The organism is Nocardioidaceae bacterium SCSIO 66511 (assembly GCA_023100825.1).
Taxonomy (GTDB): Bacteria; Actinomycetota; Actinomycetes; order Propionibacteriales; family Nocardioidaceae; genus Solicola.
Window position 1 is genome coordinate 3966435 of sequence record CP095846.1, and the last position, 22871, is coordinate 3989305.

At 67.5% G+C, this 22871-nt stretch carries 21 protein-coding genes; 10 read left to right on the forward strand and 11 right to left on the reverse strand.

Annotated elements, in window-relative coordinates; genetic code table 11:
- The first annotated feature begins 65 nt into the window (after positions 1 to 65).
- Together MU582_18845 and MU582_18850 are read left to right on the forward strand one after the other, a co-directional pair.
- On the forward strand, positions 66 to 2069 hold the full coding sequence (locus MU582_18845; protein UPK74471.1) for an AAA family ATPase: 2004 nt from the start codon (positions 66 to 68) through the stop codon (positions 2067 to 2069).
- Positions 2066 to 2626, forward strand: a complete 561-nt coding sequence (locus MU582_18850) for a hypothetical protein (GenBank protein UPK74472.1) — start codon at positions 2066 to 2068, stop codon at positions 2624 to 2626. Before MU582_18845 ends, MU582_18850 begins: the two co-directional genes overlap by 4 nt.
- Here the strand turns inward: MU582_18850 and MU582_18855 are convergent.
- The gene (locus tag MU582_18855; protein UPK74473.1) at positions 2618 to 2881 is read right to left on the reverse strand and encodes a DUF4031 domain-containing protein; all 264 of its coding nucleotides are present in this window, start codon (positions 2879 to 2881) and stop codon (positions 2618 to 2620) included. The two genes, MU582_18850 and MU582_18855, sit on opposite strands and share 9 nt — an antisense overlap.
- Before the next feature lie 46 nt (positions 2882 to 2927).
- Between MU582_18855 and MU582_18860 the strand changes: the two genes are divergently transcribed.
- From MU582_18860 to sigJ, 3 genes are all read left to right on the forward strand, one after another.
- Complete coding sequence (locus MU582_18860; protein UPK74474.1) at positions 2928 to 3275, forward strand: hypothetical protein; 348 nt, start codon at positions 2928 to 2930, stop codon at positions 3273 to 3275.
- 95 nt (positions 3276 to 3370) lie between these two features.
- The gene (locus tag MU582_18865; protein ID UPK74475.1) at positions 3371 to 3811 is read left to right on the forward strand and encodes a carboxymuconolactone decarboxylase family protein; all 441 of its coding nucleotides are present in this window, start codon (positions 3371 to 3373) and stop codon (positions 3809 to 3811) included.
- Positions 3763 to 4662, forward strand: coding sequence for an RNA polymerase sigma factor SigJ (gene sigJ, locus MU582_18870; protein ID UPK74476.1), 900 nt, complete (start codon positions 3763 to 3765; stop codon positions 4660 to 4662). Before MU582_18865 ends, sigJ begins: the two co-directional genes overlap by 49 nt.
- 655 nt (positions 4663 to 5317) lie before the next feature.
- On the opposite strand, the gene MU582_18875 is transcribed toward sigJ, so the two are convergent.
- Positions 5318 to 6496: a thiolase family protein gene (locus tag MU582_18875; GenBank protein ID UPK74477.1), complete on the reverse strand. Its 1179-nt coding sequence runs from the start codon at positions 6494 to 6496 to the stop codon at positions 5318 to 5320.
- 41 nt (positions 6497 to 6537) lie between these two features.
- The gene (locus MU582_18880) at positions 6538 to 7185 is read right to left on the reverse strand and encodes a TetR/AcrR family transcriptional regulator (protein UPK74478.1); all 648 of its coding nucleotides are present in this window, start codon (positions 7183 to 7185) and stop codon (positions 6538 to 6540) included.
- Positions 7186 to 7275: 90 nt separating this feature from the next.
- Between MU582_18880 and MU582_18885 the strand changes: the two genes are divergently transcribed.
- Complete coding sequence (locus MU582_18885; protein ID UPK74479.1) at positions 7276 to 8307, forward strand: hypothetical protein; 1032 nt, start codon at positions 7276 to 7278, stop codon at positions 8305 to 8307.
- Positions 8308 to 8309: 2 nt separating this feature from the next.
- On the opposite strand, the gene MU582_18890 is transcribed toward MU582_18885, so the two are convergent.
- Genes MU582_18890 through MU582_18910 form a run of 5 tightly spaced genes read right to left on the reverse strand, consistent with a single transcriptional unit; the run spans position 8310 to position 13956 of the window.
- Positions 8310 to 9440 (reverse strand): transcriptional regulator, encoded by a 1131-nt coding sequence (locus MU582_18890; GenBank protein UPK74480.1) that lies wholly within the window; start codon positions 9438 to 9440, stop codon positions 8310 to 8312.
- A 31-nt stretch (positions 9441 to 9471) separates the two neighbouring features.
- Positions 9472 to 10191, reverse strand: a complete 720-nt coding sequence (locus MU582_18895; protein UPK74481.1) for an SRPBCC family protein — start codon at positions 10189 to 10191, stop codon at positions 9472 to 9474.
- A 38-nt stretch (positions 10192 to 10229) separates the two neighbouring features.
- Positions 10230 to 11078: a xanthine dehydrogenase family protein subunit M gene (locus tag MU582_18900; GenBank protein UPK74482.1), complete on the reverse strand. Its 849-nt coding sequence runs from the start codon at positions 11076 to 11078 to the stop codon at positions 10230 to 10232.
- Entirely contained in the window at positions 11075 to 13462 is a 2388-nt protein-coding gene (locus tag MU582_18905; protein ID UPK74483.1) for a xanthine dehydrogenase family protein molybdopterin-binding subunit, read from the reverse strand. Before MU582_18905 ends, MU582_18900 begins: the two co-directional genes overlap by 4 nt.
- A complete protein-coding gene (locus tag MU582_18910) occupies positions 13459 to 13956 on the reverse strand; it encodes a (2Fe-2S)-binding protein (GenBank protein ID UPK74484.1) in 498 nt (165 codons plus the stop codon). The genes MU582_18905 and MU582_18910 overlap by 4 nt, the downstream gene beginning before the upstream one ends.
- A 177-nt stretch (positions 13957 to 14133) precedes the next feature.
- Between MU582_18910 and MU582_18915 the strand changes: the two genes are divergently transcribed.
- Genes MU582_18915 through MU582_18930 form a run of 4 tightly spaced genes read left to right on the forward strand, consistent with a single transcriptional unit; the run spans position 14134 to position 17665 of the window.
- On the forward strand, positions 14134 to 15105 hold the full coding sequence (locus MU582_18915; GenBank protein UPK74485.1) for an ABC transporter ATP-binding protein: 972 nt from the start codon (positions 14134 to 14136) through the stop codon (positions 15103 to 15105).
- Entirely contained in the window at positions 15102 to 15884 is a 783-nt protein-coding gene (locus MU582_18920; protein ID UPK74486.1) for an ABC transporter permease, read from the forward strand. Before MU582_18915 ends, MU582_18920 begins: the two co-directional genes overlap by 4 nt.
- Positions 15885 to 15908: 24 nt before the next feature.
- Positions 15909 to 16988, forward strand: coding sequence for a histidine kinase (locus MU582_18925; GenBank protein UPK74487.1), 1080 nt, complete (start codon positions 15909 to 15911; stop codon positions 16986 to 16988).
- Positions 16985 to 17665, forward strand: a complete 681-nt coding sequence (locus MU582_18930) for a response regulator transcription factor (GenBank protein ID UPK74488.1) — start codon at positions 16985 to 16987, stop codon at positions 17663 to 17665. The genes MU582_18925 and MU582_18930 overlap by 4 nt, the downstream gene beginning before the upstream one ends.
- Before the next feature lie 660 nt (positions 17666 to 18325).
- Here MU582_18930 and MU582_18935 read toward each other — a convergent pair.
- From MU582_18935 to MU582_18945, 3 genes are all read right to left on the reverse strand, one after another.
- Entirely contained in the window at positions 18326 to 21037 is a 2712-nt protein-coding gene (locus MU582_18935) for a PIG-L family deacetylase (protein ID UPK74489.1), read from the reverse strand.
- 79 nt (positions 21038 to 21116) lie between these two features.
- A complete protein-coding gene (locus MU582_18940; protein ID UPK74490.1) occupies positions 21117 to 21923 on the reverse strand; it encodes a carbohydrate ABC transporter permease in 807 nt (268 codons plus the stop codon).
- On the reverse strand, positions 21920 to 22864 hold the full coding sequence (locus MU582_18945; GenBank protein ID UPK74491.1) for a sugar ABC transporter permease: 945 nt from the start codon (positions 22862 to 22864) through the stop codon (positions 21920 to 21922). The genes MU582_18940 and MU582_18945 overlap by 4 nt, the downstream gene beginning before the upstream one ends.
- Between the last annotated feature and the right edge of the window lie 7 nt (positions 22865 to 22871).

A 22871-nucleotide genomic window follows, 5' to 3' on the forward strand; every position in this document is an offset into this window, starting at 1 on the left:
CTCGCCCGTCCCCTCGCACTCATAAGTCGGGTGCGTACGCGCGCCCGAGCAGGCAGAATGCCCCGGTGAGCGACTTATCCGATCCCGAGCTCGCATCCGAACGACACCATCTCGAAGAGTCCCGCAGACGCCTCGCGCTGATGCGGGAGAAGGTCGGCGGCCTCACCGCACTCGGCGGTGACCCGGTCTCGACCGAATACCTCAAAGCCGCACTCTGGCAGCGCATGCGTGCGCTAGAGGACGACCCGAGCGTGCCGTTGTTCTTCGGCCGCCTCGACTACACCGCGCAGCGAGAGCGCCTCTACATCGGCCGCCGACACGTCACCGACGAGGTAGGCGACCCGTTGGTGATCGACTGGCGTGCACCGATGTCGCGTCCGTTCTACCGAGCTTCCAAACACGATCCGTTGGGCGTCGGGCTACGCCGGCGCTTCGGGTTCGACTCCGGAGAGCTGACCGCGTACGAGGACGAACACCTCGACCGCGACGAGTCCGACGCCACCGGCCAGATCCTGCGCGACGAGATCGAGCGTCCGCGCGCCGGGCCGATGCGCGACATCGTTGCCACCATCCAGCCCGAGCAGGACGATATCGTCCGCTCCGACATCGGCGCCTCTGTCTGCGTGCAGGGAGCGCCCGGCACGGGCAAGACGGCGGTCGGCCTACACCGCGCCGCGTACCTGCTGTACGCGTTCCGCGACCAGCTGTCTCGCCAGGGCGTGCTCGTGGTCGGGCCCAACGCATCCTTCCTGCGCTACATCGGCGATGTGTTGCCCGCTCTGGGTGAGATCGAGGCGACGCAGACGACCGTGCCGGAGCTGGTCGGCCGGGTACGCATCCGTGGCACCGACTCGCCCGTGGCAGCGGCCGTGAAGTCCGATGCCCGGATGGCGGAGGTCGTCTCGCGCGCATGCTGGTCTCACCTACGTGCGCCCGAGGAAGCACTGGTGGTTCCTCGAGGTTCGCGACGCTGGCGGGTGCCCGCGTACGAGGTCGACGAGATCCTCGACGAGCTGCGCAACCGCGGGGTGCGCTACGGAGCGGGTCGCGCACTGCTCGCGCAACGCATCGCGCACGCCGTGCTGCTGAAGATGGAGGCCGCCGGCGACTCCCCGGACGACCGCGTTCAGGACTCCGTCGCACGCTCGACACCAGTACGCAGGTTCATCGATGCAGTGTGGCCGAAGCTGCAGCCGGAGAAGGTCGTGCACCGACTGCTCGGCGAGCCCGAGTTCCTGGAACGCTGCTCGGCGGGGTTGCTCGACAACGCCGAACGCGCCGCCATCAGTTGGGCAAAGGCACCGCGTACTGCGGGCTCGGCCCGTTGGTCGCTGCACGACGCGGTGATCATCGACGAGGCCGCCGATGTCATCGACCGCACCACGAGCCTCGGTCATCTCGTACTCGACGAGGCGCAAGACCTCTCCCCGATGATGTTGCGTGCCGTCGGCCGCCGGGCGAGCACCGGTTCGGTGACGGTGTTGGGTGACCTGGCGCAGGCGACGACGCCTTGGGGCGCCCGCGACTGGACGACCGCACTAGCGCATCTCGGCAAGGAGTCCGCCGTCGTCGAGGAGCTCACCCAAGGATTCCGGGTGCCGTCCGACGTCATCGCGTACGCCGCGCGGCTGCTGCCCGCAATTGCACCCGAGCTGGCTCCGCCGACGTCAGTACGAGAGGCAACCGGATCGCTCACGACCCACACCGGCGACGGTGCGTACGACCTCGCCCTCGACGCGGTCGGGCGGCTGGTCGACGAGCCCGGCTCGATCGGCGTCGTCGTCGCCGATGCACAGCACGATGCGATGGCGAAAGCGCTCGACAACGAATCCATCTCGTACACGCGGATCGGCGCAGACGACGATATGTCCGCACATGTCGACCTCGTACCCGCGAGTCTGGTGAAGGGCCTGGAGTTCGACCACGTCGTGCTCGTCGAGCCCCAGGCGATCGTGGACGGCGAGGACGATCACGTGACCGGGCTCCGGCGGCTGTACGTCTGCCTCACCCGCGCCGTCACCTCGCTGACCATCGTGCACGCTCAGCCGCTCCCCGAGGCGCTGCGATGAACTGGCGTGCAGAGCTGGAGCGCCGCTGGGCAGAGCCGCATCGACACCACCACGACGCCGAGCACCTCGCCGAGGTGCTGACTGCGCTCGACGTACTTGCGGCCGGCGGCGAGCACTTTGGCGACGGGCCCGTACGCACGGCTGCGTGGTTCCACGACGCGGTCTACGATCCGCGGGCGCTCGACAACGAAGAACGCTCCGCGCAGCTTGCGCTCGAGCTTCTGCCGGAATCCGAGCAGCCAGTAGAGGTTGCCCGCCTCGTACGCGCGACCCGTACGCACGAACCCGCCGATGCAGACCTCAACGCCGCCGCGCTGTGCGACGCCGACCTGTCCGTACTCGCGTCCGGCAGAGAGCGCTATCGCCGCTATGCCGCCGAGGTGCGCCGCGAGTACGCACATGTCCCCGATGACGAATTCCGTACCGGCCGCGCGACGATCCTCGAGGGATTCCTGCGGCGTTCGCAGCTCTTCACGACGCCAACCGGCCGCAGGCTCTGGGAGTCCGCGGCCCGAGCGAACCTCGAGAACGAGATCGCCTCGCTTCGCTCAGGATGAGTGCTTGCGGCGTCTCAGCCCGTTCGCGATCAGCGCGTGCACGAGCTCCTTACTGGACACCGGCGTTGCTCCGGCGGCCACCACGGCATCGAACATCCGGTCCGGCACGTCGTAGTGATCTCGCTCGAACAATCGCTGCGGCAGACCCTGCGCCCGCGCGAACGCGTGCAGCTCGTCGTACGACGCCGTGCTCACCAGATGTGACCACATCCGTCCGTGGCCGGGCCAGGACGGTGGATCGATCAGAATCGTCATGCATCCCTCCGTCCGCGCGTACGGACAACGATGCCAGACTTGTCCGATGCCGCCGTCGGATGCGCTCGATATAGCGCGCGCCCGCGTCCTCCACGACCTGTGCGCACGCGACCTCGACGACGCCCGCACGGTGTCCCTTCTCGACGAGGTCGTCGCCGGCCGCAGGTGGTGGGTCGACGAATGGCCGGACGGCGCAGCGTTCCTCCCCGGCCTGGTTGCACAGGACCTACAGGATGCCTTACACGACCGCGGGGTCCGCTGGCCACAGTGCACGGCGTGCGACACCGAGGCGCTCCACTCCCTGCACGTCGACCCGCCGCTCGACGTGACGCCGTCATGGGTCTGCGACGAGGGCGCGGTCGTTGCCGCGCGCGTCGGTGAGCTCGACCGCTGAACACCGTCTGTCCGCAAAGACTCGACGGCGCTGTCACGAATCGAGTAACGCAGACGTCAGAACAGTCGAGACACCATCGATGAAGGGGGTTACCCATGAACCAACGGCTCAAGTTCGCCGAGACGGCACCCGACGCGTACAAAGCAGTGCTCGGGCTGGAGAAGTACAACCGTCGCTCGGTCGACCCGGTCGTCTACGAACTCGTGAAGATCCGCGCGTCCATCCTGAACGGCTGCTCGTTCTGCATCGACATGCACACTCGCGACGCCATGGAGGCCGGCGAGACGACGCAGCGACTGTTCGGGGTCGGCGCCTGGCGCGAGGCGCCGTTCTACACCGAGAAGGAACGTGCCGCGCTCGCTCTCACCGACGCGGTCACCAAGCTCGGCGACGACGGTGTGCCCGACGACGTGTGGGATCAGGCTGCGGCGGTCTGGGACGACAAGGAGCTGGCCGACCTGTTGACCGCCATTGCGACAATCAATGTGTGGAACCGGCTGATGGTCTCGACCCAGACTCCGCCTCCGCTGCGTTGACGTCGCAGCAGTCGACCGACGAGCCGGTCTGGACGGCCGAGCGTCCGCGTCTGCTGACGCTCGGCTACCGCATGCTCGGCTCGTGGCACGACGCCGAAGACGTGGTCCAGGAGGCAGGGCTGCGCTGGGCTTCGGCCGATCGTGGAGACGTGGAGACACCTGGCGCGTACCTGACGACGATCGTGACCCGGCTCTCGATCGACCGGCTTCGGGCGCGCCAGCGCAGCATCGAGACCTACGTGGGGCCGTGGCTGCCCGAACCCGTCGCCTCCGAACGGCTCCCGGACGACCTGGCCGCCGACGGTTCCTCGCTTTCGCTCGCGACCCTGCACCTGATGGAACGAATGACACCACCCGAACGGGCCGCGTACGTACTGCGGGAGGGATTCTCGTACTCATTCCGTGAGATCGGCGCGATCCTCGACCGTACGGAGTCCGGCGTACGCCAGCTGTTCCACCGTGCCAGAGGGCGGGTCGGCGAAAGGGCCCGCTTTCAGGCGGACCCGCGCGAACACGAACGCCTGCTACGCGCCGTCATCGACGCCTCCCGCGCCGGCGACATCGAGGAGCTAGAACGCGAGCTGCACGACCAGGTCGTGCTCTGGTCCGACGGTGGCGGCAAGACGGCAGCAGCGATCAACCCGATCTACGGACCGTCGAAGGTTGCGCGTTTTCTCGCCGGCATCTACGGGCGGCAGCCATCGGAGTTCGTACTCGCCGAGGTCAACGGGCTACCGGCGTTCGAGGTCACCGGACCCAACGGCCGGCGGATCATCGCGCTCGGCCTCGTCGACGGCAAGGTCGCCGGCGTGTACATGGTCGCCAATCCGGACAAGCTCTCGTACGTGTAGCGGTGCGGCGCGGGTGGGGCCTTTGCTTCGACACGACTACTCGTCTGCCGGGCTCGGCGTCGCTGTCGGCTTTCCGTCTCCTGCTGGCTCGGTGAAAGACGCGGCGACGCGGGAGCCGCAGCTACTGGCTTGGGTTGCTTGCCGGCTTTCCCGTTCCGGTCGGATCTTTGCGGGGTCGGTGGGTGGTGGTTTACCAAGTAAGCATGGTGAAGCGCCGCTTTGCATGGCAGATGCACCGTGCACAGTGACAGGTTGCCATGTCCGTTGGTACGTACGTGGCCACCGTGACAGGAGTCCACTCGCTCGGGCTCGCCCGCGTCGCGCGCGCCCCGACCGTCGTGCGGTTTGCCTTGGGACCAAGGCAAACAGTCACTGTCCCAAGGGACACTCCCCGTGGACAGTGACAACCGCCCTTGGGAAGCTTCCACCTTACCCCGCAATCGCCCTAAAGTGACGGGAGAGCCGCCAAGCAACCAAAGCGACGTGGCGGCTCCGCGCGTCGCCGCGTCTTTTGCCCAGCCGAAGACAGCGGGGGCGGCGACAGCGCGCCGGAATCGGGCAGGCGATTAGTCGTACCGAAGAAGCGGGGCGAGTCGACAGTGAAGCCTAGCCAGGCAGGCGGGTAGTCGCACGGCAAGCCAGAACCGGAGAGGCGTCAGCTCGCAGCCTCGTTCTCGAGTACGACGGCCAGGCCCTGGCCGACGCCGATACAGATCGCCGCAACGCCCCACCGACTGCCGGTGTGGCGAAGCACGCGGGCGAGCGTGCCGAGTACGCGCGCACCGGACGCCCCGAGGGGATGGCCGATCGCGATCGCACCGCCCCACTGGTTGACGATGTCGGGGTCGACCTTCCAGGCGTCGAGGCACGCCAGCGACTGGACCGCGAACGCCTCGTTCAGCTCGACCGCACCGACGTCACTCCAGCGGATTCCGGCTCTTGCCAGCGCCCGGTTGGCAGCCTCGACGGGTGCGTACCCGAACTCCTGCGGATCGAGCGCCATCGCTCCGCGTCCGGCGATCCGTGCGAGCGGGTCGCGACCGATGGAAGCACCCGCGCGCTCCGAGCCGATCAGTACGGCAGAGGCACCATCGCTCAGCGGCGATGAGTTGCCCGCCGTGATGCTCCCGTCGGGACGGAACGACGACTTGAGACCGGCCAGCTTCTGCAACGTGCTGTCGGCACGGATCCCCTCGTCGCGGCCGAGGTCTGCGCCGCCGACCGAGACGGTGAGGTCGTCGTACAGTCCGTCTGCCCACGCACGATCCGCGCGCTGGTGCGAGCGCAACGCGAATTCATCCTGTCGCTCACGCGAGATCGCGAACTTCTCCTGGAGTTGCTCGTTGCACTCCCCGAGCGAAGCGGTCCATTCCCGCGGCATCCGGGGATTCACCAGCCGCCAGCCGAGTGCGGTCGACACAGCCGTGAGATTGCCGGCGGGGTACGCCTTCGACGGCTTCGGCAAGACCCACGGCGCACGGGTCATCGACTCGACGCCACCAGCCAACACCAGCTCGGCATCGCCTGTTTCGATGGTTCGCGACGCGATCATCGCCGCGTCGAGGCTTGAACCACACAGTCGGTTGACGGTTGTACCGGGCACGCTGGTCGGCAACCCGGCGAGCAGGGCGGACATGCGTCCGACGTTGCGATTGTCCTCGCCCGCGCCGTTGGCGTTGCCGAACACGACCTCATCGATCGCCCCGGGGTCGACACCTCGCTCGACGATCGCCTCGATCACCGTTGCGCCCAGATCGTCCGGGCGTACGTCGGCAAGAGCGCCACCGAATCGCCCGAACGGTGTCCTCACCGCGTCATATACGTACGCCGACATCCCACTCCGTTCTCCATGACCACAGATCCTGATTGACGATGCTAGTGTCGCGCCGCCGCCCGGCCGTCGGCCTCGTCGATGGCGGGGGCGAGCGGAGCGAGTGCAGCGCGAAGCGCATCCGGGAGATCGCCCGACACCACGACCAGACCGCCGCGCGTCGAATCCGACGGCGTGTGGAGCCACTTGTCGACTGCGACACGCACCGCTGCCGCGACCGCTGCTGCCAGTACGCGCGCCGCGTACTCCTCGCCAGCGAACCGCTCGAGGAACACCGCGCTGAGCGGACCTTCGACAGCGCCGGTCTCGTCGAGATAGGCAGCGCGCAAGGCGACACTGGCCGAGATCATCGACAACGCCTTCTGCGCGCCGTCATCAGCGTGGCAGTACTGCTCCACGATCGCATCCACGACAGCATCGGCGAGGCGGACACCTGCGGGTGCCTCCGCAACGGCCGCCGCGACCCGCTCATCGCGTTCGGCGGTCACGGCGGCGACTATCGCATGCTCCCGGCTCGCGAAGTAGTTGTTGTACGTGCGCACCGAGACTCCCGCTGCCGCTGCGATGTCGTCGACGCGAACGTTGGCCGGTCCGCGCTCGGTGGCCAGCCGCAGCGCAGCCGCGCGCAGCGCCTCATGCGTTGCCCGCTTCTTCCGCTCTCGCAACCCGGTCGCGCCCGCCATAGGTCCCATCCTGCCATAACCTTTCGTATACGCAAATTTGCGTGCACGCACTTTTTCGGTCTACGGTCGAGCCGACATCGACCCGAATGGAGCATCAAGATGCGCGGCAAAGGCATGACGTACGACACCGGCTTCGTCCATCGAGGGCACATCTCACGCGGCGAACTCGACGCCGACGTCGTCCGCCGAGAGCTGACGATCATCCGCGACGACCTGCACTGCAACGCGGTCCAGATCACCGGGGGGATCCCAGACCGGTTGGAGCTCGTCGGCACTTGTGCCGCCGAGCTCGGCCTCGAGGTCTGGTTCTCGCCCTATCCGCTGGAGCGCGACCCGGCAGACATACACGCGCTCTTCGCCGACTGCGCACAGCGCGCCGAGCGGCTCCGCAGCTCGGGCGCGGAGGTGGTGTTCGTCGCCGGAGCCGAGCTCAGCATCATGAACCCGGGGTTCGTACCCGGCGATTCCCAACAGCAGCGACTCGACCACCTGCTTGGTGACGTCGAGCGCCGCAGCGAACGCTTCAGAGACACCAGCCAGCGCGTCAATGCGTTCCTCCGCGACACCGTTGCGATCATCCGCGAGTTGTTCCACGGCAAGGTCACGTACTGTGCGATCCCGTTCGAACAGATCGAGTGGGACATGTTCGACATCATGTCGGTCGAGCTCATCCGGTCGGCGGCAATAGCGGACCAGTACCGGGCCGGCGTACGTCAGCTCGTCGCGAGCGGCATGCCGGTCGCGATCACCGGCTTCGGCACCGCAACGTACCGCGGCGCCGGTGACGGCGGCGGCCGTGCGATGGAGATCGCCGAGTATGACGAGAACAGCGGTTCGCCCGTGCGACTGCTGGAGGAGTACGAACGCGACGAAGCCGGTCAAGCCGACTACGTACGCGAGCTCCTGGAGATCTTCGAGGCCGAAGCCGTCGATTCGGCGTTCGTGTTCCTGTTCGCCCTCGAGACGTACCCGCACCGCCCTGACGGCGATCCACGCGACGACCTCGACCGGGCAAGCGTCGGCATCGTCAAGACACTCGAAGGCCGCCGCGGGGAGACCTACCCGGACATGACCTGGGAGCCGAAGGAGGCATTCAGCGCCGTCGCCGGGCACTACCGCACCTCACGATGAGGTCAGGCCGGGTCGAGCCCCAAACGCGCGTCCAGCTCCTCGCGAACCGCCACCACCCCGGGCGCCGTCGACTGTGGCAGCACCGGACCGCGGTACGCAGCGCGGGCACCTTCAATGTCGCCGGCGTCGAGCAGGTCGCGGATCTCCTGGATATCGGTACGTACGCCCGGCCCCAGCCGGTACGGCCGGGAGGCCAGTTCGACAGAGCCGAGCGCGGATCGCAATCTCGACATCTCGGCGCGAATGGTGACGGTCGCCTGTTCGCGTCCGCTCAGCGCCATCGCCAGCTCGTCGCCGGTCAGTCCGTCGGGTGCATCCGCGAGCAGTACGAGGATCTCACTGTGTCGCAAGCTCAACCGTTGCAGCCGATGGCCTTCGTACAGGGTCGCGCAGTGTAGGCCGAGCGTCTCCACCCTGGCGGGCGCGATCGGGTCCTCGGCGGCCGCACCCGGCTCCGAGGCCAGACCGATGAACCGAAGCTCGGATTCGACCGCCGCTACCGTTGCGCGTACGAGGGACAAACTCTGCGCAGAGGCCACCTCGTCGCCGCCCGTGACGTCGAGGGCGCCGAGGATGCCGCCCGTTTCAGGGTCGTGGATGGGCGCCGCCGAACAACTCCACGGCGTCACCGGGCGGGCGAGGTGCTCGGCACCGAAGATCGCGACGGCATCGTCGAGGACGAGCGCGGTGCCGGGAGCATTGGTGCCCACCGCCGACTCACTCCAGTCGGCGCCCTCCATGAAATGCATCGCCTCCGCACGCGAGCGCAGTGCGGAATGTCCGTCCACCCAGAGCATCCGGCCGGCGTTATCGCTGACGGCCACCACGAGCCCGGCGTCGGTCGCGCTTTCGACCAGCAGGGTGTGGATCACCGGCATGACCGCCGCCAGCGGGTGCTCGCGGCGCAATCGATCGAGCTCATCGTCGCTCAACGAGACGGGAGCGGCGGGCGCCTCCGGGTCGACTCCGTGTCGCAGGCTCCGTCGCCAGGAGTCGAGCACGACCCGGCGTACGTCGCCCGCGGGGCGGCCGGTAGCCAGAAAGTCGTCATGCGCCAGGCGAAGCAGCCGGCCCCGTGCAGCCGGGTCAACACCGTGCGGATACGCCGCAACCACTCGATCCGGGTACGACATGCCCCAACCGTAGCCGCAAACTCGGGGAAGATCAGCGCTTGCGACGGATCAGCTTGTACAGCACGAACGCTACGGCGAGCCCGATGACGTACGGCGCTGCCCGCTTGGCGATCACCGGACCGACGGTCGCCATCAGGTTCAACTCTGCTCCGTCGGCCTCGGCGCCGGGCTCGGATGGCGCTCCCCCGCCGGTCGTACGTACTGCGCCGTTCGTATCCGCCGCTGCCGCAGCTGCAGCGGTCGACGCAGCCGTCGGCTGGCCGGCGCCCGCGGCCGCAGGCTCGGGCTCCTCCGCCGCGGGCTCCTCGGCCGAGCCGAGCTTCCCGGCGATGCAGTCGACGAACTGCCCGAGCAGCTTGTCGCTGACATCCTGGATAACTCCGCGACCGAACTGCGCAGGCTTGCCCGTGATCGCGAGATCGGTGCCCACTTCGACCGCCGTGCCGTCGCCGTCCGGAGTGAGTTGCGCAGTGACTGTCGCCGACGCCGTGCCGTTGCCGCGGCGGTCCTTGCCCTTCGCCTCGATCACTGCGCGGCGGGCAGACTCATCGCGTTCGATGAACTGCCCCGTGCCGTTGTACTGCAAGGCGATCGGGCCCAGCTTGACCTTCACGCTGCCCTTGAACTCGTCGCCCTCGACCGATGACAACGTGGCGCCGGGGAAGCACGGCGCGATCCGCTCGAGGTCGTTGAACGCGGCCCACGTCTCGTCGACAGATGCGGGCACGGTGAACTTGTGTGTGAGCTCCATTGGCCTCTTCCCTACTCGGTGTTGTGCACGCCCGGCGGTCAGGCCCCTGCGGCCGCCCGCAACGCGCGTCCTGTCAACACCGTAGCCAGATGTCGGCGATAGTCCGCATCGCCGTTGAGGTCGGACGGCGGGTTCGTACCCTCGGCGGCAGAGGCAGCGGCAGCGTCGATCGCATCGACCGTGCGGCCCGCGACCGCCTGCTCGACCGCAGTGGCCCGGATCGGCGTCGATCCCATATTCGTCAACGCCACGCGGGCCTCGGCGATCGTCGGGCCGTCCATCCGCACCGTGGCCGCGACTCCGACGATCGACCATTGCTGGGCGACACGGGTGAACTTCTGGTAGTCGGCGTTCCAGCCCGTGTGCTTGGGGATACGTACGTGGGTGAGGATCTCGTCTTCGCCGACTGCCGTCGTGAAGAGGTCTTCGAAGAAGTCCGCCGCCGCGACCGTACGCGTACCTCCCGACCCGGCAATGGCGAACTCTGCACCGAGCGCGAGCGCCGGCGCCGGCAGGTCACCCGCCGGATCGGCGTGGACGAGGGCGCCGCCGAACGTTCCGCGGTGGCGGACCTGTGGATCGGCAACCGTCAGCGCCGCCTCGGTGATGAGCCCCGCGTGCTCGGCGACCAACCGGTCGTTCGCAACGACGTGATGCGGTGTCATCGCACCGATGACGATCGCATCGCCGTCGTCACGTACGCCCGACAGGCCGTCGACGCGACCGAGGTCGACGATGACCTCTGGCGCGGCCATCCGGAGTTTGAGCACGGGGATCAGGCTCTGCCCTCCGGCGAGGACCTTCACATCGTCGCCCGCACTGGACAGCAGGGCGAGCGCCTCGTCGACCGAGGCGGGTGCGTGGTAGTCGAACTGTGCGGGGATCACTGGTCGTCTCCTGTCGCGCTGCTGCCACTCGTACTCGATGCCGCTCGGATCGTTTGCCACACCCGGCTCGGTGAGCACGGCATCTCCATCGCCGTGACGCCGAGCGGTCTCAACGCGTCGATCACGCCGTTGACGATCGCGGGAGTCGATGCGATCGTGCCCGCCTCGCCGACGCCCTTGACACCGAGGACGTTCGTCGTCGACGGAGTCTCCGTACGCTCGGTCTCGAACGACGGTACGTCTGCCGCGCTGGGCACGAGGTAGTCGACGAACGAACCGGTCACGAGGGTGCCGGACTCGTCGTGCACGGCTTCCTCGAACATCGCCTGGGCGATGCCTTGTACGAGCCCGCCGTGCACCTGGCCGTCGACGATCAGCGGGTTGATCACGTTGCCGATGTCGTCGACGCATACGTACTTGCGCAACTTCACCTCACCGGTCTCGGTGTCGACCTCCATAGCGGCGAGGTGCGTACCGTGCGGGAAGGAGAAGTTCTGTGGGTCGAAGGTGGCCGACGAGTCGAGACTCGGCTCCATACCGTCGGGCAGGTCGTGCGCCGCAAACGTCGCCAGCGCCAGATCGGCGAGTGCGACGCTTTGATCGGTGCCCTTCACCCCGAGCTTGCCCTCGCTGAACTCGATGTCGTCGGCATTGGCCTCGAGCATGTGCGCGGCGAGCACCTTCGCCTTCTCGATCACCTTGTCAGCCGCCGCGACGACCGCCATACCGCCGACCGCTAGCGACCGCGAGCCGTAGGTGTCCATGCCCTTCGCGGCGATCTGGGTGTCGCCGTGTAGCACCTCGACGTCCTCGAACGGCACGCCGAGCCGGTCGGCCACGATCTGGCTCCACGCGGTCTCGTGCCCCTGGCCATGCGGGCTGGTGCCCGTGACAACCTCGATCTTGCCCGTGGGCAGGACTCGGATGTCGGCGTGTTCCCAGCCGCCCGCGGCGTAGCTGAGCGACCCGAGAACTCGTGACGGCGCCAGGCCGCACATCTCGGTGAACGTCGAGACGCCGAGCCCCAGCTGCACCTTGTCTCCGGCGTCACGCCGTCGCTGCTGCTCGGCACGCAGCTCGTCGTACCCGAACATCGCCAGCGCCTTGTCTGTTGCTGCCTCGTAGTTGCCGCTGTCGTACTCGAGCCCGGCGATCGTCGCGAACGGGAACTCCTCGTGTTTGATCCAGTTCTTGCGACGAAGCTCGATGGGGTCCATGTCGAGCTCGGCGGCAAGGTCGTCCATCAACCGCTCGATCGCGTAGGTGGCCTCGGGTCGCCCCGCACCTCTGTACGCATCTGTCCATGCCTTGTTGGTGAACAGGTTGTTGCACTCGAAGCGGTACGCGGGGAACTTGTAGATCGAGTTGAACATGAACGCGCCGAGGATCGGAACACCCGAGGTGACCAGCCCGAGGTACGCGCCCATGTCGGCGAGCAGGTTGACCGAAAGGCCGGTGACAGTGCCGTCGCGGTTGGCGGAGATCCGCAGCCGCTGCACTTGTGCGCGCCCGTGGTGCGCGGCCATCAGCGACTCGCTGCGGGTCTCGGTGTACTTGCACGGCTTGCCCGTACGCTGCGCGGCCAGCGTGGTGATGAACTCCTCGGGCGTGACCTGCAGCTTGCCGCCGAATCCGCCTCCGACGTCGGGAGCGATCACCCGGACCTTGCTCTCGGGGATGCCGAGCGACATCGACAGCATCAGCCGCAGGATGTGCGGTACCTGCGTTGCAGACCACATGACGAGCTGTTCGCCGGTCGGGTCGACCACGGTCGAACGTGGCTCCATGAACGAAGGGATCAACCGCTGCTGGTGGTACGTACGCTCCAGCACGACCTCGGAGTCTCGTGCGGCCTCGGACGCGCTACCGCCCGTACCGGCCTCGGCCGAGTCGAACACCCATGTGGCGGAGAGGTTCGTACCCAGATCGGGATGGGCGAGCACGTCGCCTTCGTACGCCTCCTCGAGATCGAGCAGCACGGGGAGCTCGTCGTAGTCGACGTCGACGAGCTCGGTGGCATCGCGTGCCTCCGCGGCCGACCGAGCGATCACACAAGCAACGACCTCACCGGCGAAGGCGACCCGGTCGACGGCGATCGCCGGATGGTCAGGGGCCTTCTGATCTTCGGTGACGGGCCAGGCATTGGGCAGGCTGCCTTGTACGTCAGCGACATCGGCTCCGGTGAGCACGGCGATGACGCCGGGTGACTGCTTGGCCTCACTGGTGTCGATTGACGTGATGCGAGCATGTGCGAACGGGCTGCGCACCATCGCGATGTGCAGCATGCCCGGCAGGACGACGTTGTCGGTCCAGCGGGTGCGGCCGGTGATCAGCCGGCGATCTTCCTTACGTCGACGAGGTGTGCCGATCTCCGTGACGGTCATGCCGCCCCCTCGGCCGATGCGGAGCTGCTTTCCTTCGCGGCGGTCTGCACGGCCTTGACGATGTTCTGGTAGCCGGTGCAGCGGCACAGGTTGCCCTCGAGCCCGTTTCGTACGGTCTCTTCGTCGGGGTCCGGATGCTCGCCGAGCAGGTCGATCGACTGCATGATCATGCCGGGCGTACAGAAGCCGCACTGCAGCGCGTGGCATTCGTGGAACGCCTTCTGGACGGGGTGGAGCTCGCCGTCCTGCTCGAGTCCCTCGATCGTCGTGACCTCGTGTCCGTCGGCCTGGACCGCGAACATCGTGCACGACTTGACGCTCACTCCGTCGAGGTGGACGGTGCACGCACCGCAGTTCGTGGTGTCGCAGCCGACGACGGTGCCGGTCTTGCCGAGGCGCTCGCGCAGATACTGCACCAGCAGCATCCGGGGCTCGACATCATCGCTGTAACGAACCTTGTCGACGGTGAGATTTATCGTATGCCGGGTAGCCATTCCAGCTCCTTGGGGAGTTCGCCGCTGGGGTGACTCCGTTCTACACCTGTGTGACACGGGCCACAACGTTGCACGGACGTTGCAGGTGGCACGCCGACCCCTCTGGCCACGGGCACAGTCGCGGTTCTCCCTTCAGGCAGATGTGCGCACCGGCCCACCGGCGATTTGCTAGGTGGCATGAACACGAACACCCGAACCTCGACCGAGTACGTCGTGAACGTACGCGGCCTCACCAAGTCCTACGGCGGCCGAGCGGTCGTCGACGGACTCGACCTCGATGTCCGCGCCGGCGAGGTCGTGGGACTGATCGGCGCCAACGGTGCCGGTAAGACCACGAGCGTCGAATGCCTGCAAGGTCTGCGCCGACCCGACGCCGGTCACGTACGCGTGCTCGGCCTCGATCCCGTACGTGATGCCGAGCGCTTGCGGCCGCAGCTGGGCAGCCAGCTGCAGAGCTCGGGCCTGCCGGATCGGCTCCGGGTCGGGGAAGCGATCACCTTGTTCTCCGGCCCGCGTGCGACCGATGCCGACCGGCTGCTTGAACAGTTCGGCCTCGCTCATCGCAGAAGCTATCCCTTCGCTGGTATGAGCGGTGGAGAGCGTCAGCGGCTCTTCCTCGTCCTCGCTCTGCTCAACCGACCGCGCCTGGTGATCCTCGACGAGCTCACCCAGGGCCTTGATCCGGCAGCACGACGCGAGGTGTGGTCGGCAGTCGAACAACTGCGAGACGCCGGGACCACCGTCCTGCTGGTCACCCACGAGCTCGACGAGGCCGAGGCGCTGTGTGAACGCGTTGTGGCGATGCGCGACGGGAAGGTACTCGACGAAGGCACGCCGGCAGAGCTCGTGATGCGCCACTCGGGAGGTGCCACGGTGCGCTTCAGCGTTCCGCCGGCGGCCGACGCCGGCACCGCGACGATGCTGCAGGAGCTGAACGCCATCCCAGGGGTGATCGCAGTGACCCGCGAGGACGCCCAGGTCGTCGTTCGCGGCAGCCGTGAGGTGATCGCACATACGGGTGCGTGGTTGGTCGCGCGCCGAGAGCCCATCCCGGACGACCTGCACGTCGAGGTCCCCGACCTCGAGGACGCATTGCTGCACCTCCTCGACCACTCCGAACAGCAGACAACGACGGGAGTCGCATCATGACCACGACTATCGCTTCGCCGAATCCGGCGCCTGCTCGTACGCACCACCGATCGGCGACCCGCCGACTGTTCGCCACGGAGCTGCGGCTACTGACCCGGGACCCGCTCACCTTGACGTTCGTCTTCGCGTTCCCGATCGTGACCATGCTGATCATCGGCGGTTCCTTCGGCACCGAGCCCGATGACGTCTTCCCGATCAACCCCGCCCACTGGTACGTCGCGTCGTACTTCACCGTCGTCATCGGCGCCACCGGTCTGATCATGCTGCCCGTGCACATCGCGTCGTACCGGGAACGCGGCGTGCTCCGCAGGTTCGCCGCAGCCGGGTTCCCTCGCTGGTCGTTCGCGATCGCCGAGCTCATGGTCGGCCTGATCGCAATCGTCGTCGCGGGCGCGTTGCTGCTCGCGGTCGCGGCACCCGTGTACGGAGTGCCGGACGTCGACCAGCCAGTGCGAGTCGCAGTGGGTATCGCGGTCGGTGCCGTGGCGTTCGTCAGCATCGGTGTGCTGCTCGGCACCGTGTTGCCGTCGGCCCGATCGGCCCAGGCGATCGGCCTGCTGCTGTTCTTCCCGTCGTTCCTCCTCGGGGTCGGCGGGCCGCCACCGGGAGCGATGTCCGACACACTGGCCGATGTCTCCGACGTACTTCCGCTGGCGATGGCCAACGAGGCCATCCGGGAACCCTGGCTGGGGTTGGGTTCGGCCACCGGCTCCCTCCCGGTCGTCACGGCAATCGCTGTCATCGCAACCGTGCTCGCGGGCCGACGAACCGCACTGTGACGATCGGCGCCTATTCTCATGCTCATGATCGAGCGGGCAGCGCGAGTCGCGGCTCCGGTCGCACTGGCGCTGTTCGCCGTGATCGGTGCCGCCGTGAGCCAGCGGCCCACGGCGGTCGCGATCGCTGCCTGTTCGGTGGTGATCCTGGTCGGGGTCTTGACCACCTGGCGCGATCTCGACCGATGGTCGTTGGTCGCGGCCCTTGCCGGCGCGGGCGCTGGTCTCGTCGTCATCTGTCATACGCAGGCGTCGAACCTCGGTTGGTTCGGCTTGTGCGTCATCGCCGGCTGGGTAGCGCTACGTGCACCGGGCCTGCCAACCGTCGTGACCGGTGTCGCGGCGGTCGGAGTGCTCGTCGGCGAGATACTCGCTGTCCCCGACGAACCGGGATGGGGTGCCTGGACGGCCGGAGTCGTCTTCACCGTCACCGCGTGTTCCTTCTCCCGACGACAGCAGGACCTCGTCGAACGACTCCGGGAGGCCCAGGCCGGGCTGGCAGACCGCGCTCGCACCGACGAACGCAACCGGATAGCCGGTGAGATGCATGACGTGATCGGCCACGCTCTCACCGTGTCTCTCCTGCACGTGACGAGCGCACGACTGTCACTCGACGAGGACACCGAAACGGCTCGAGCTTCGCTCACCGAGGCCGAGCGCGTCGCGGCACAGAGCCTCGACGAGGTACGCGCGGCCGTCGGCCTGATGCGTACAGCCGATCCGGGTCAGGTTGCTCCGATGCCCTCGGGCGCCGACGTGGCCGAGCTGGTCGAGTCGTTCCGTCGTACGAGGACGCCGGTCGAGCTCGACGTACGAGGCGACTTGGGCGAGCTGGGAGCGACCAGGGGGCTCGCCATCTACCGAATCGTGCAGGAAGCACTGACGAACGCGGCACGGCACGGCGACGGATCGACGGTGACCGTGGAAGTCGAGGTCACGGAGGAGGACACGACCGTGAACGTAGTCAACGGCGGCTCCACGCACGTCGGGATCGTGGAGGGCTCAGGACTGATGGGCATGCGTGAACGGGCAGAGTCGCTGGGCGGCCGACTGTCGGCCGGGCCGTCGCCAGACGGCTGGCGGGTCGAGGCGGTGTTGCCCCGATGAGCTCCGAAACCGATCCGGGCGCGAATGTACGCGTGCTGCTGGTCGACGATCAGGAGCTCGTTCGTACGGGGTTGCGCGGCATCCTGCGCACCCGCTTCGGCTTCGAGATCGTCGGTGAGCTGTCGAGCGGAGCCGGCGTCGTCGAGGCCTGTGCCGAACTCGTGCCGGACATCGTCGTGATGGACGTACGGATGCCCGGCGTCGACGGGGTGAGCGCAACGAAGGCACTCCGCGAGGTCGCCGATGCGCCTCCGGTGCTCACGCTGACGACCTTCGAGGACGAAGAGATCCTCGCCGGGGCGCTTCGCGCGGGTGCCGCCGGATTCCTGCTCAAGGGCGTCCCGGCAGAAGATCTGCAACGCGCCGTTCGCACCGTCGCCGACGGCGGTTCGTGGCTCGACCCGGCGGTGACGGACCGCGTGCTGTCGACCTACCGCGACGCCGCCGCGCCCGCACTGCCCGGCTCCGAGGTCGACCGACTCACTCCACGCGAACGCGAGGTGCTCTCGCTGATCGGCACCGGACTGACCAATACCGAGATCGCTGCGCGGCTCGTACTCGGCGAGGGCACGGTGAAGACTCACGTCGGCCACATCTTCGCGAAGCTCGACCTGCGCGACCGGCCGGCGGCTGTGGTGTTCGCGTTCGACAACGGGCTCGTACAGCCCGGGCGGTAGTCGCCTCAGCTCTTGCTTCCTTCGGGTGCGACTACCCGACTGCCCGATTCCGGTTCACAGTCGGATTTCCCGGCTCCTTCGGCTGGGCAAAGACGCGGCGACGCGCGGAGGCGCCATTTCGGATCGGTTGCTTGGCGGCTTTCCCGCCACCTTAATGAGGGATCGGGGTAACGTTCGACTTCGGCGTCACTCCCATACCGGTAGTCGCTGGCGTACCAACGAGCACGGCAACCTGTCACTTTGCACGGTGTCCCTGCCATGCAGAGTGGAGTTTCACCATGTTTACTTGGTGAACGACCACCCATCGACCCCGCAAAAGCCAACCGAAACGGGAAAGCCGGCAAGCAACCGAGCCACGTAGCTGCCGCTCCCGCGTCGCCGCGTCTTTGCCCAGCCGGAGCGAGCAGGAAAGCCGACAGCGAGCAGAACCGAAGCGGCGAGATGTCGAGCGAAAGAAGCGGGAAGGCAGACAGCGAGCCGGAATCGGGCAGGCGGGAGGTCGCCGAACGAAGCGGGAATCCGAGCGCGACGAGAAGCGAAGCGGCGAGTAGTCGTAGCGAGGAAAGCCAACAGCGACGAGAAGCGGGGAGTCGGGTAGCCGTGCCGCGGAAGCCACGAGGGCTGACCCACACCGGTGGGCCAGCCCTCGCGGTCAACCGCTCAGCGGATTCGCACCGCCGTACTCGTCGTACCTCCGGCCTTGGCGTCGTACCCGAGGAGTACGCGTACCGCGCCCTTGGCCTTCGGGATACGCACCGTACGCACACCGGGCTTCAACGCCTTGGTCACCGACCCGACGGCCTTGCCGTCAGAGTCGACGGCGAACAGGTGTGCCGAGCCTGGACCGCGCACCTTGACGCGCGCGACAACCGCCTTGCCCGAACGCTTGGCATTCACCAGCGTCGCGGACTTCGCCTTGACCGCGGCCCGCCCGCCGGACAACGCGACGCCGGTACGCGCCGCCTGCGCGATCGACTGCGGCGAGTCGATACTCTCCAGCGCGTCGAGCGGGATCACCGGGTCTTGGGTCTCGACCTCGGGCGGTGTCCATCCGGGAAGCTCGGCGATGCCCCAGCGGTAGGGGTCGCCCTGCACGCCGCCCCAGGTCGACCAGCCGATGCGGGTCTGACCGGCCTTGTCCTGGGTGTCGGAGTCGTAGATGAACAGGTTCAGCCCGAGGTGCTCGGGGTCGACGGTCGACGGCAGCGCCGACGCCGGGATCTTGCCCTCGATCACATAGCCGGTGAACGGCTCCTTGAGCTTCGAGGCGACCTCGATATCGGGGTTGTCGATCGGACCCTGCTTGTTGTCCGCGTCGCGCGCGGTGCATGGTCCGCCCTCCTCGGTCGTCGGCAGCACGAGCTGCTTGAACGTCGAGGAGGTGTTCTCCGAACGCCCGTCGGGGTCGATCGCAACCTCGAGCGAGTCCGTACGCCAGTGCCGCTTGCAGTCGGACTGCGACAGCACGCTGCCCAGCTCGTCGTCGACGACATCGACCGCGTAGTAGAGGTCATCGCCCTTGCGGGTCAGGTAACCCGTGGCCGAGCAGTCCTCCGCGCTCTCGCATTCGTCGCCCTCCCAGCGCCGGCTCAGGTCGATCTCTGCGGTGTACTCGTCGTCGCCGATCACGCCGTCGACCTCTGGCGCCGCGGCGGACTCGTCGATCGTCGTCGCCGGCACGAGTTCCAGGGCCGGCTCAGTCGTTGACGTAGCGGCGTTCGACGTCGTCTCGATCGAGTACGCATAGTCGCCCTCGTCGCCGCCTTCGTTCGACGTCGGCAGCGAGTCGTCGGTGTTGGTCACCTCGAAATCGACTGTCGTCGACTCACCGGCAGCCAGATCCGCATACGGCTTCGTCGCCTGGTCTGCCTCGAACCCGTCGGGCAGATCCAGCGAAACGTCGCCCGACTGTGCGTCGTCGCCAGCGTTGTGCACGTCGACAGTGACCGTACGCGAGCCGCCGCTCGGCAGCGTCTGCACCGGCTTCACGGTGCCCTTCAGCTGAGGTACGCCGGTCTCGTCGGCCCAGTCGTGGAACGTCGCGACCCGCGGCAGCAGCTGCTGCTCGCCGGTCACGGCCGCCGCAACCTGGAGCTGTTGGTTGCTGTAGCCGCTACGACCACCGGCAACGGAGACGTCCGTCGACACCAACGCCCGTTTGTTGGTCTCCGCGTCATCGGCGGCGGTGACGGTGACGGTGCGCTGCTTCGTACGCCCCTTCTTCAAGTCACCGAAGGAGACGTTCTTCTTCGCCTGCCAACCGGCCGGCACCCGTACTCGCGCGGTCGCATTCTTCAGTGCCTTGCCCTTGGGCGCGGTCAGGCTGATGCGCACCTTGGCGGATCCGCCCGGTGTCACCTCGAACTGGTCCGTCGACATGTCCAGCTGGGTCCCGAGGGGCAGGCCCCCGCGCTCCTGCAGCACGGCGCCTTCGAGCATCGTGGCCGACGGTGCGGCCTCGGAGCCGCCGTCACCGCGTACGAACGGCACCCGCGAGTCGATCTGCTGCATGAAGTCACAGCCGAGCTTGTTCGGGTCCGGGTCGGGGTCGGGGAACCCGGCCCAGCCCTGCGATGCGTACTGACGCTGGGCCTCCCGCTCGATCTGTGCCCAGGTCTTGTCCTGGCTCGCCGAGCGACGACCGCTCCAGACGCCGTAGATGTCGTCGGCAGGGTTCGCGGGCGCCATCGTCGTCGAGCACTTGGGGCCGTTCGACGCGCCACTGCCCCGCACACCGCTGGAGAACAGCTTCTTCGGCGCGTACGCCTGCAGACCCTCCTTGCGGAGTTGGCCCGGGAACCGGTTCGGGTCACCGGCGGCGTAGTACGCCTCTGTCGCCAGCAGCGAGGCCTCCTGGTGGCCACCGTGGTTGCCGGGGCTCGGCGCGGTGTCCATCGTCATGATGATGTCGGGGGTCGTCTCGCGGATGACTCGTACGAGCCTGCCGAGGGAGTCCTGGTGGCCCCAGGTCTCGCGGTGCAACGGCTCGCTGACCGAGTAGTAGAAGTCGACCTTGTCGAGGTTGTAGACATCGCTCACGCTCGCGTGGCCGACGGCAGACCGCTCCTCGGCCTCGCGGATCAACCCGAGCGCAGGCCCCTCCTCCGGACCGACGGCGTTGCCGCCGCCTTCGCCTCGGGTGACGGTCACGACTCCGGTACGTACACCGAAGCGCTCACGCCACTCGCCGAACATCGACAGCCGCCCGGACTCGTCGTCTGGATGCGCGCCGACGAACAGTACGTCGAGGTCCGCGGGGTCTCTCGGTGGTGCCACTTGCCGCTCGGAATCGGCCGTCGCAGGCTGCACTGCGAGCGTTCCCGCCACCAGCACAGCACCGACGACCGCCGTAGCTTGTCGTCCCAGTCTCATCGAAACCTTCTCCTCCTCATGACATGGCAGGCAATTGGATATTGCGGTTCCCCGAAACGCGGCAGTGGTACTGAACTGGCTAGCCCTTCACCGACCCCTCGACCATGCCGCGGATGAAATGTCGTTGGGCAAACAGGTAGAACGCGATGACCGGCAGCGCGACGAGAACCGCCCCGGCCGCGAGCAGCGACGTGCCGGCGGTGTACTGCCCCTTGAAGAACGCCAGCCCCAGCGGCGCCGTGCGCATCGACTCGTCGGTGATCATCACCAGCGGCAGCAAGAACTCGTTCCAGGTCCACATGAAGACCAGCACCATCATGGTGATGATCGCCGGACGCCCCATCGGCATCAGGATCGAGGCGAAGATGCGGAAGTGGCCCGCGCCGTCCAAACGTGCCGCCTCGACGACCTCGGCCTGCGAGCTGCGGAAGTACGCACGCATCCAGAACGTGCCGAACGCGAGCGACTGCGCCACCTGAGGCCAGATCAGCGAGGTGTACGAGTCGAGTAGATGCAGGTCGCGCAGGTCGTAGTACAACGGGATGACGATCGCCTCGCTCGGGACCATCAACCCGAGCAGCAGCAGGTAGAACAACACGCTCGACCCGCGAAACCGCATCGTGCCGAACGCGTACCCGGCGAGGCAGGCGAAGAGCGTACTGATGATGACGACGCTGCCCGACACGATCACGCTGGTCTTGAGGTACGAGCCGAAGTGCCCGCGCTCCCAGGCCGTCGCGAAGTTGCCGAAGTCGACACCGCTCGCGTTGATGCTCTCGGGCTGGATCGCCGTCCACAGGATCAACAGCATCGGGTACAGCGCGAACCCGGCCGCGACGATGAGCACCGCGTACGTCACGGTGCGCTCGACGGAGGAGCTTCTCATCGGGAGTCCTCCGCGCTCTCGGACAGTCGGTTGATCAAGATGGTCGCGAGCAGGATCAGCACCATCAGGATGAGCGCGATCGTCACACCGGTGCCGACCTCGCCCTTCTGCATTGCCCGGTCGTACACCTCGAAGGCCGGAACGGTCGAGGCGTATCCGGGCCCGCCGCTGGTCATGACGTAGACGAGGTCGAACGTACGAAGTGCCGCGACCATGGTGAGGGTCAAGGCGACGGCCATCTCACCGCGTACGGCCGGGAAGCTGACCGCCCGGAACTCCCGGAAGAACCCCGCCCCGTCGAGTCGCGCCGACTCGTACAGCTCGCGCGGCACCTTCGACAGGCCGGCGAGGAAGAGCACCGTGCACAAGCCGGTGCCGACCCAGACGCCGACGACGCCGACCGCGATCAGCGCGAAGCTCTCGTCGCCGAGCCACCCGCGCGTGAGGCCGCCGAGGCCGATCGCGCTGAGCACATCGTTGAGCGGACCGTCGGGCGCGTAGATGTCTCGCCACGCGACGGCGACGACAGTCAGCGCGACGACCTGTGGCAGGAACAGCACCGTACGGAAGAAGCCGAGCCCGTGCAGTTTGGACCGCGTCATCAGACCGGCGACCAACATGCCGAGCGTGACCGGGATGAAGCTGAAGAAGACCACCAGCACCGCGGCGTGCAAGAACGGCGCTCGTAACTCCGGGTCGGTGAGCACCTCAGTGTAATTGCCGAGCCCGACCCACGTGCCGACGCTCAGGCCGTCCCATTCGAAGAACGACAGCCAGACCGCGTGCAGCAGCGGCGCGAGCAGGAACAGCGCGAAGACGACCAGTGCAGGCGCGACGTAGAGGTACGCGACGAGCCTGGGCTCTCCGGGAGGACCGGCCTGCCGGCGGCCCCCCCGGAGAGGTTTGGGTGCGGGTTCGGCAACCGCGGTGGACTCAGGCAACGCTCTG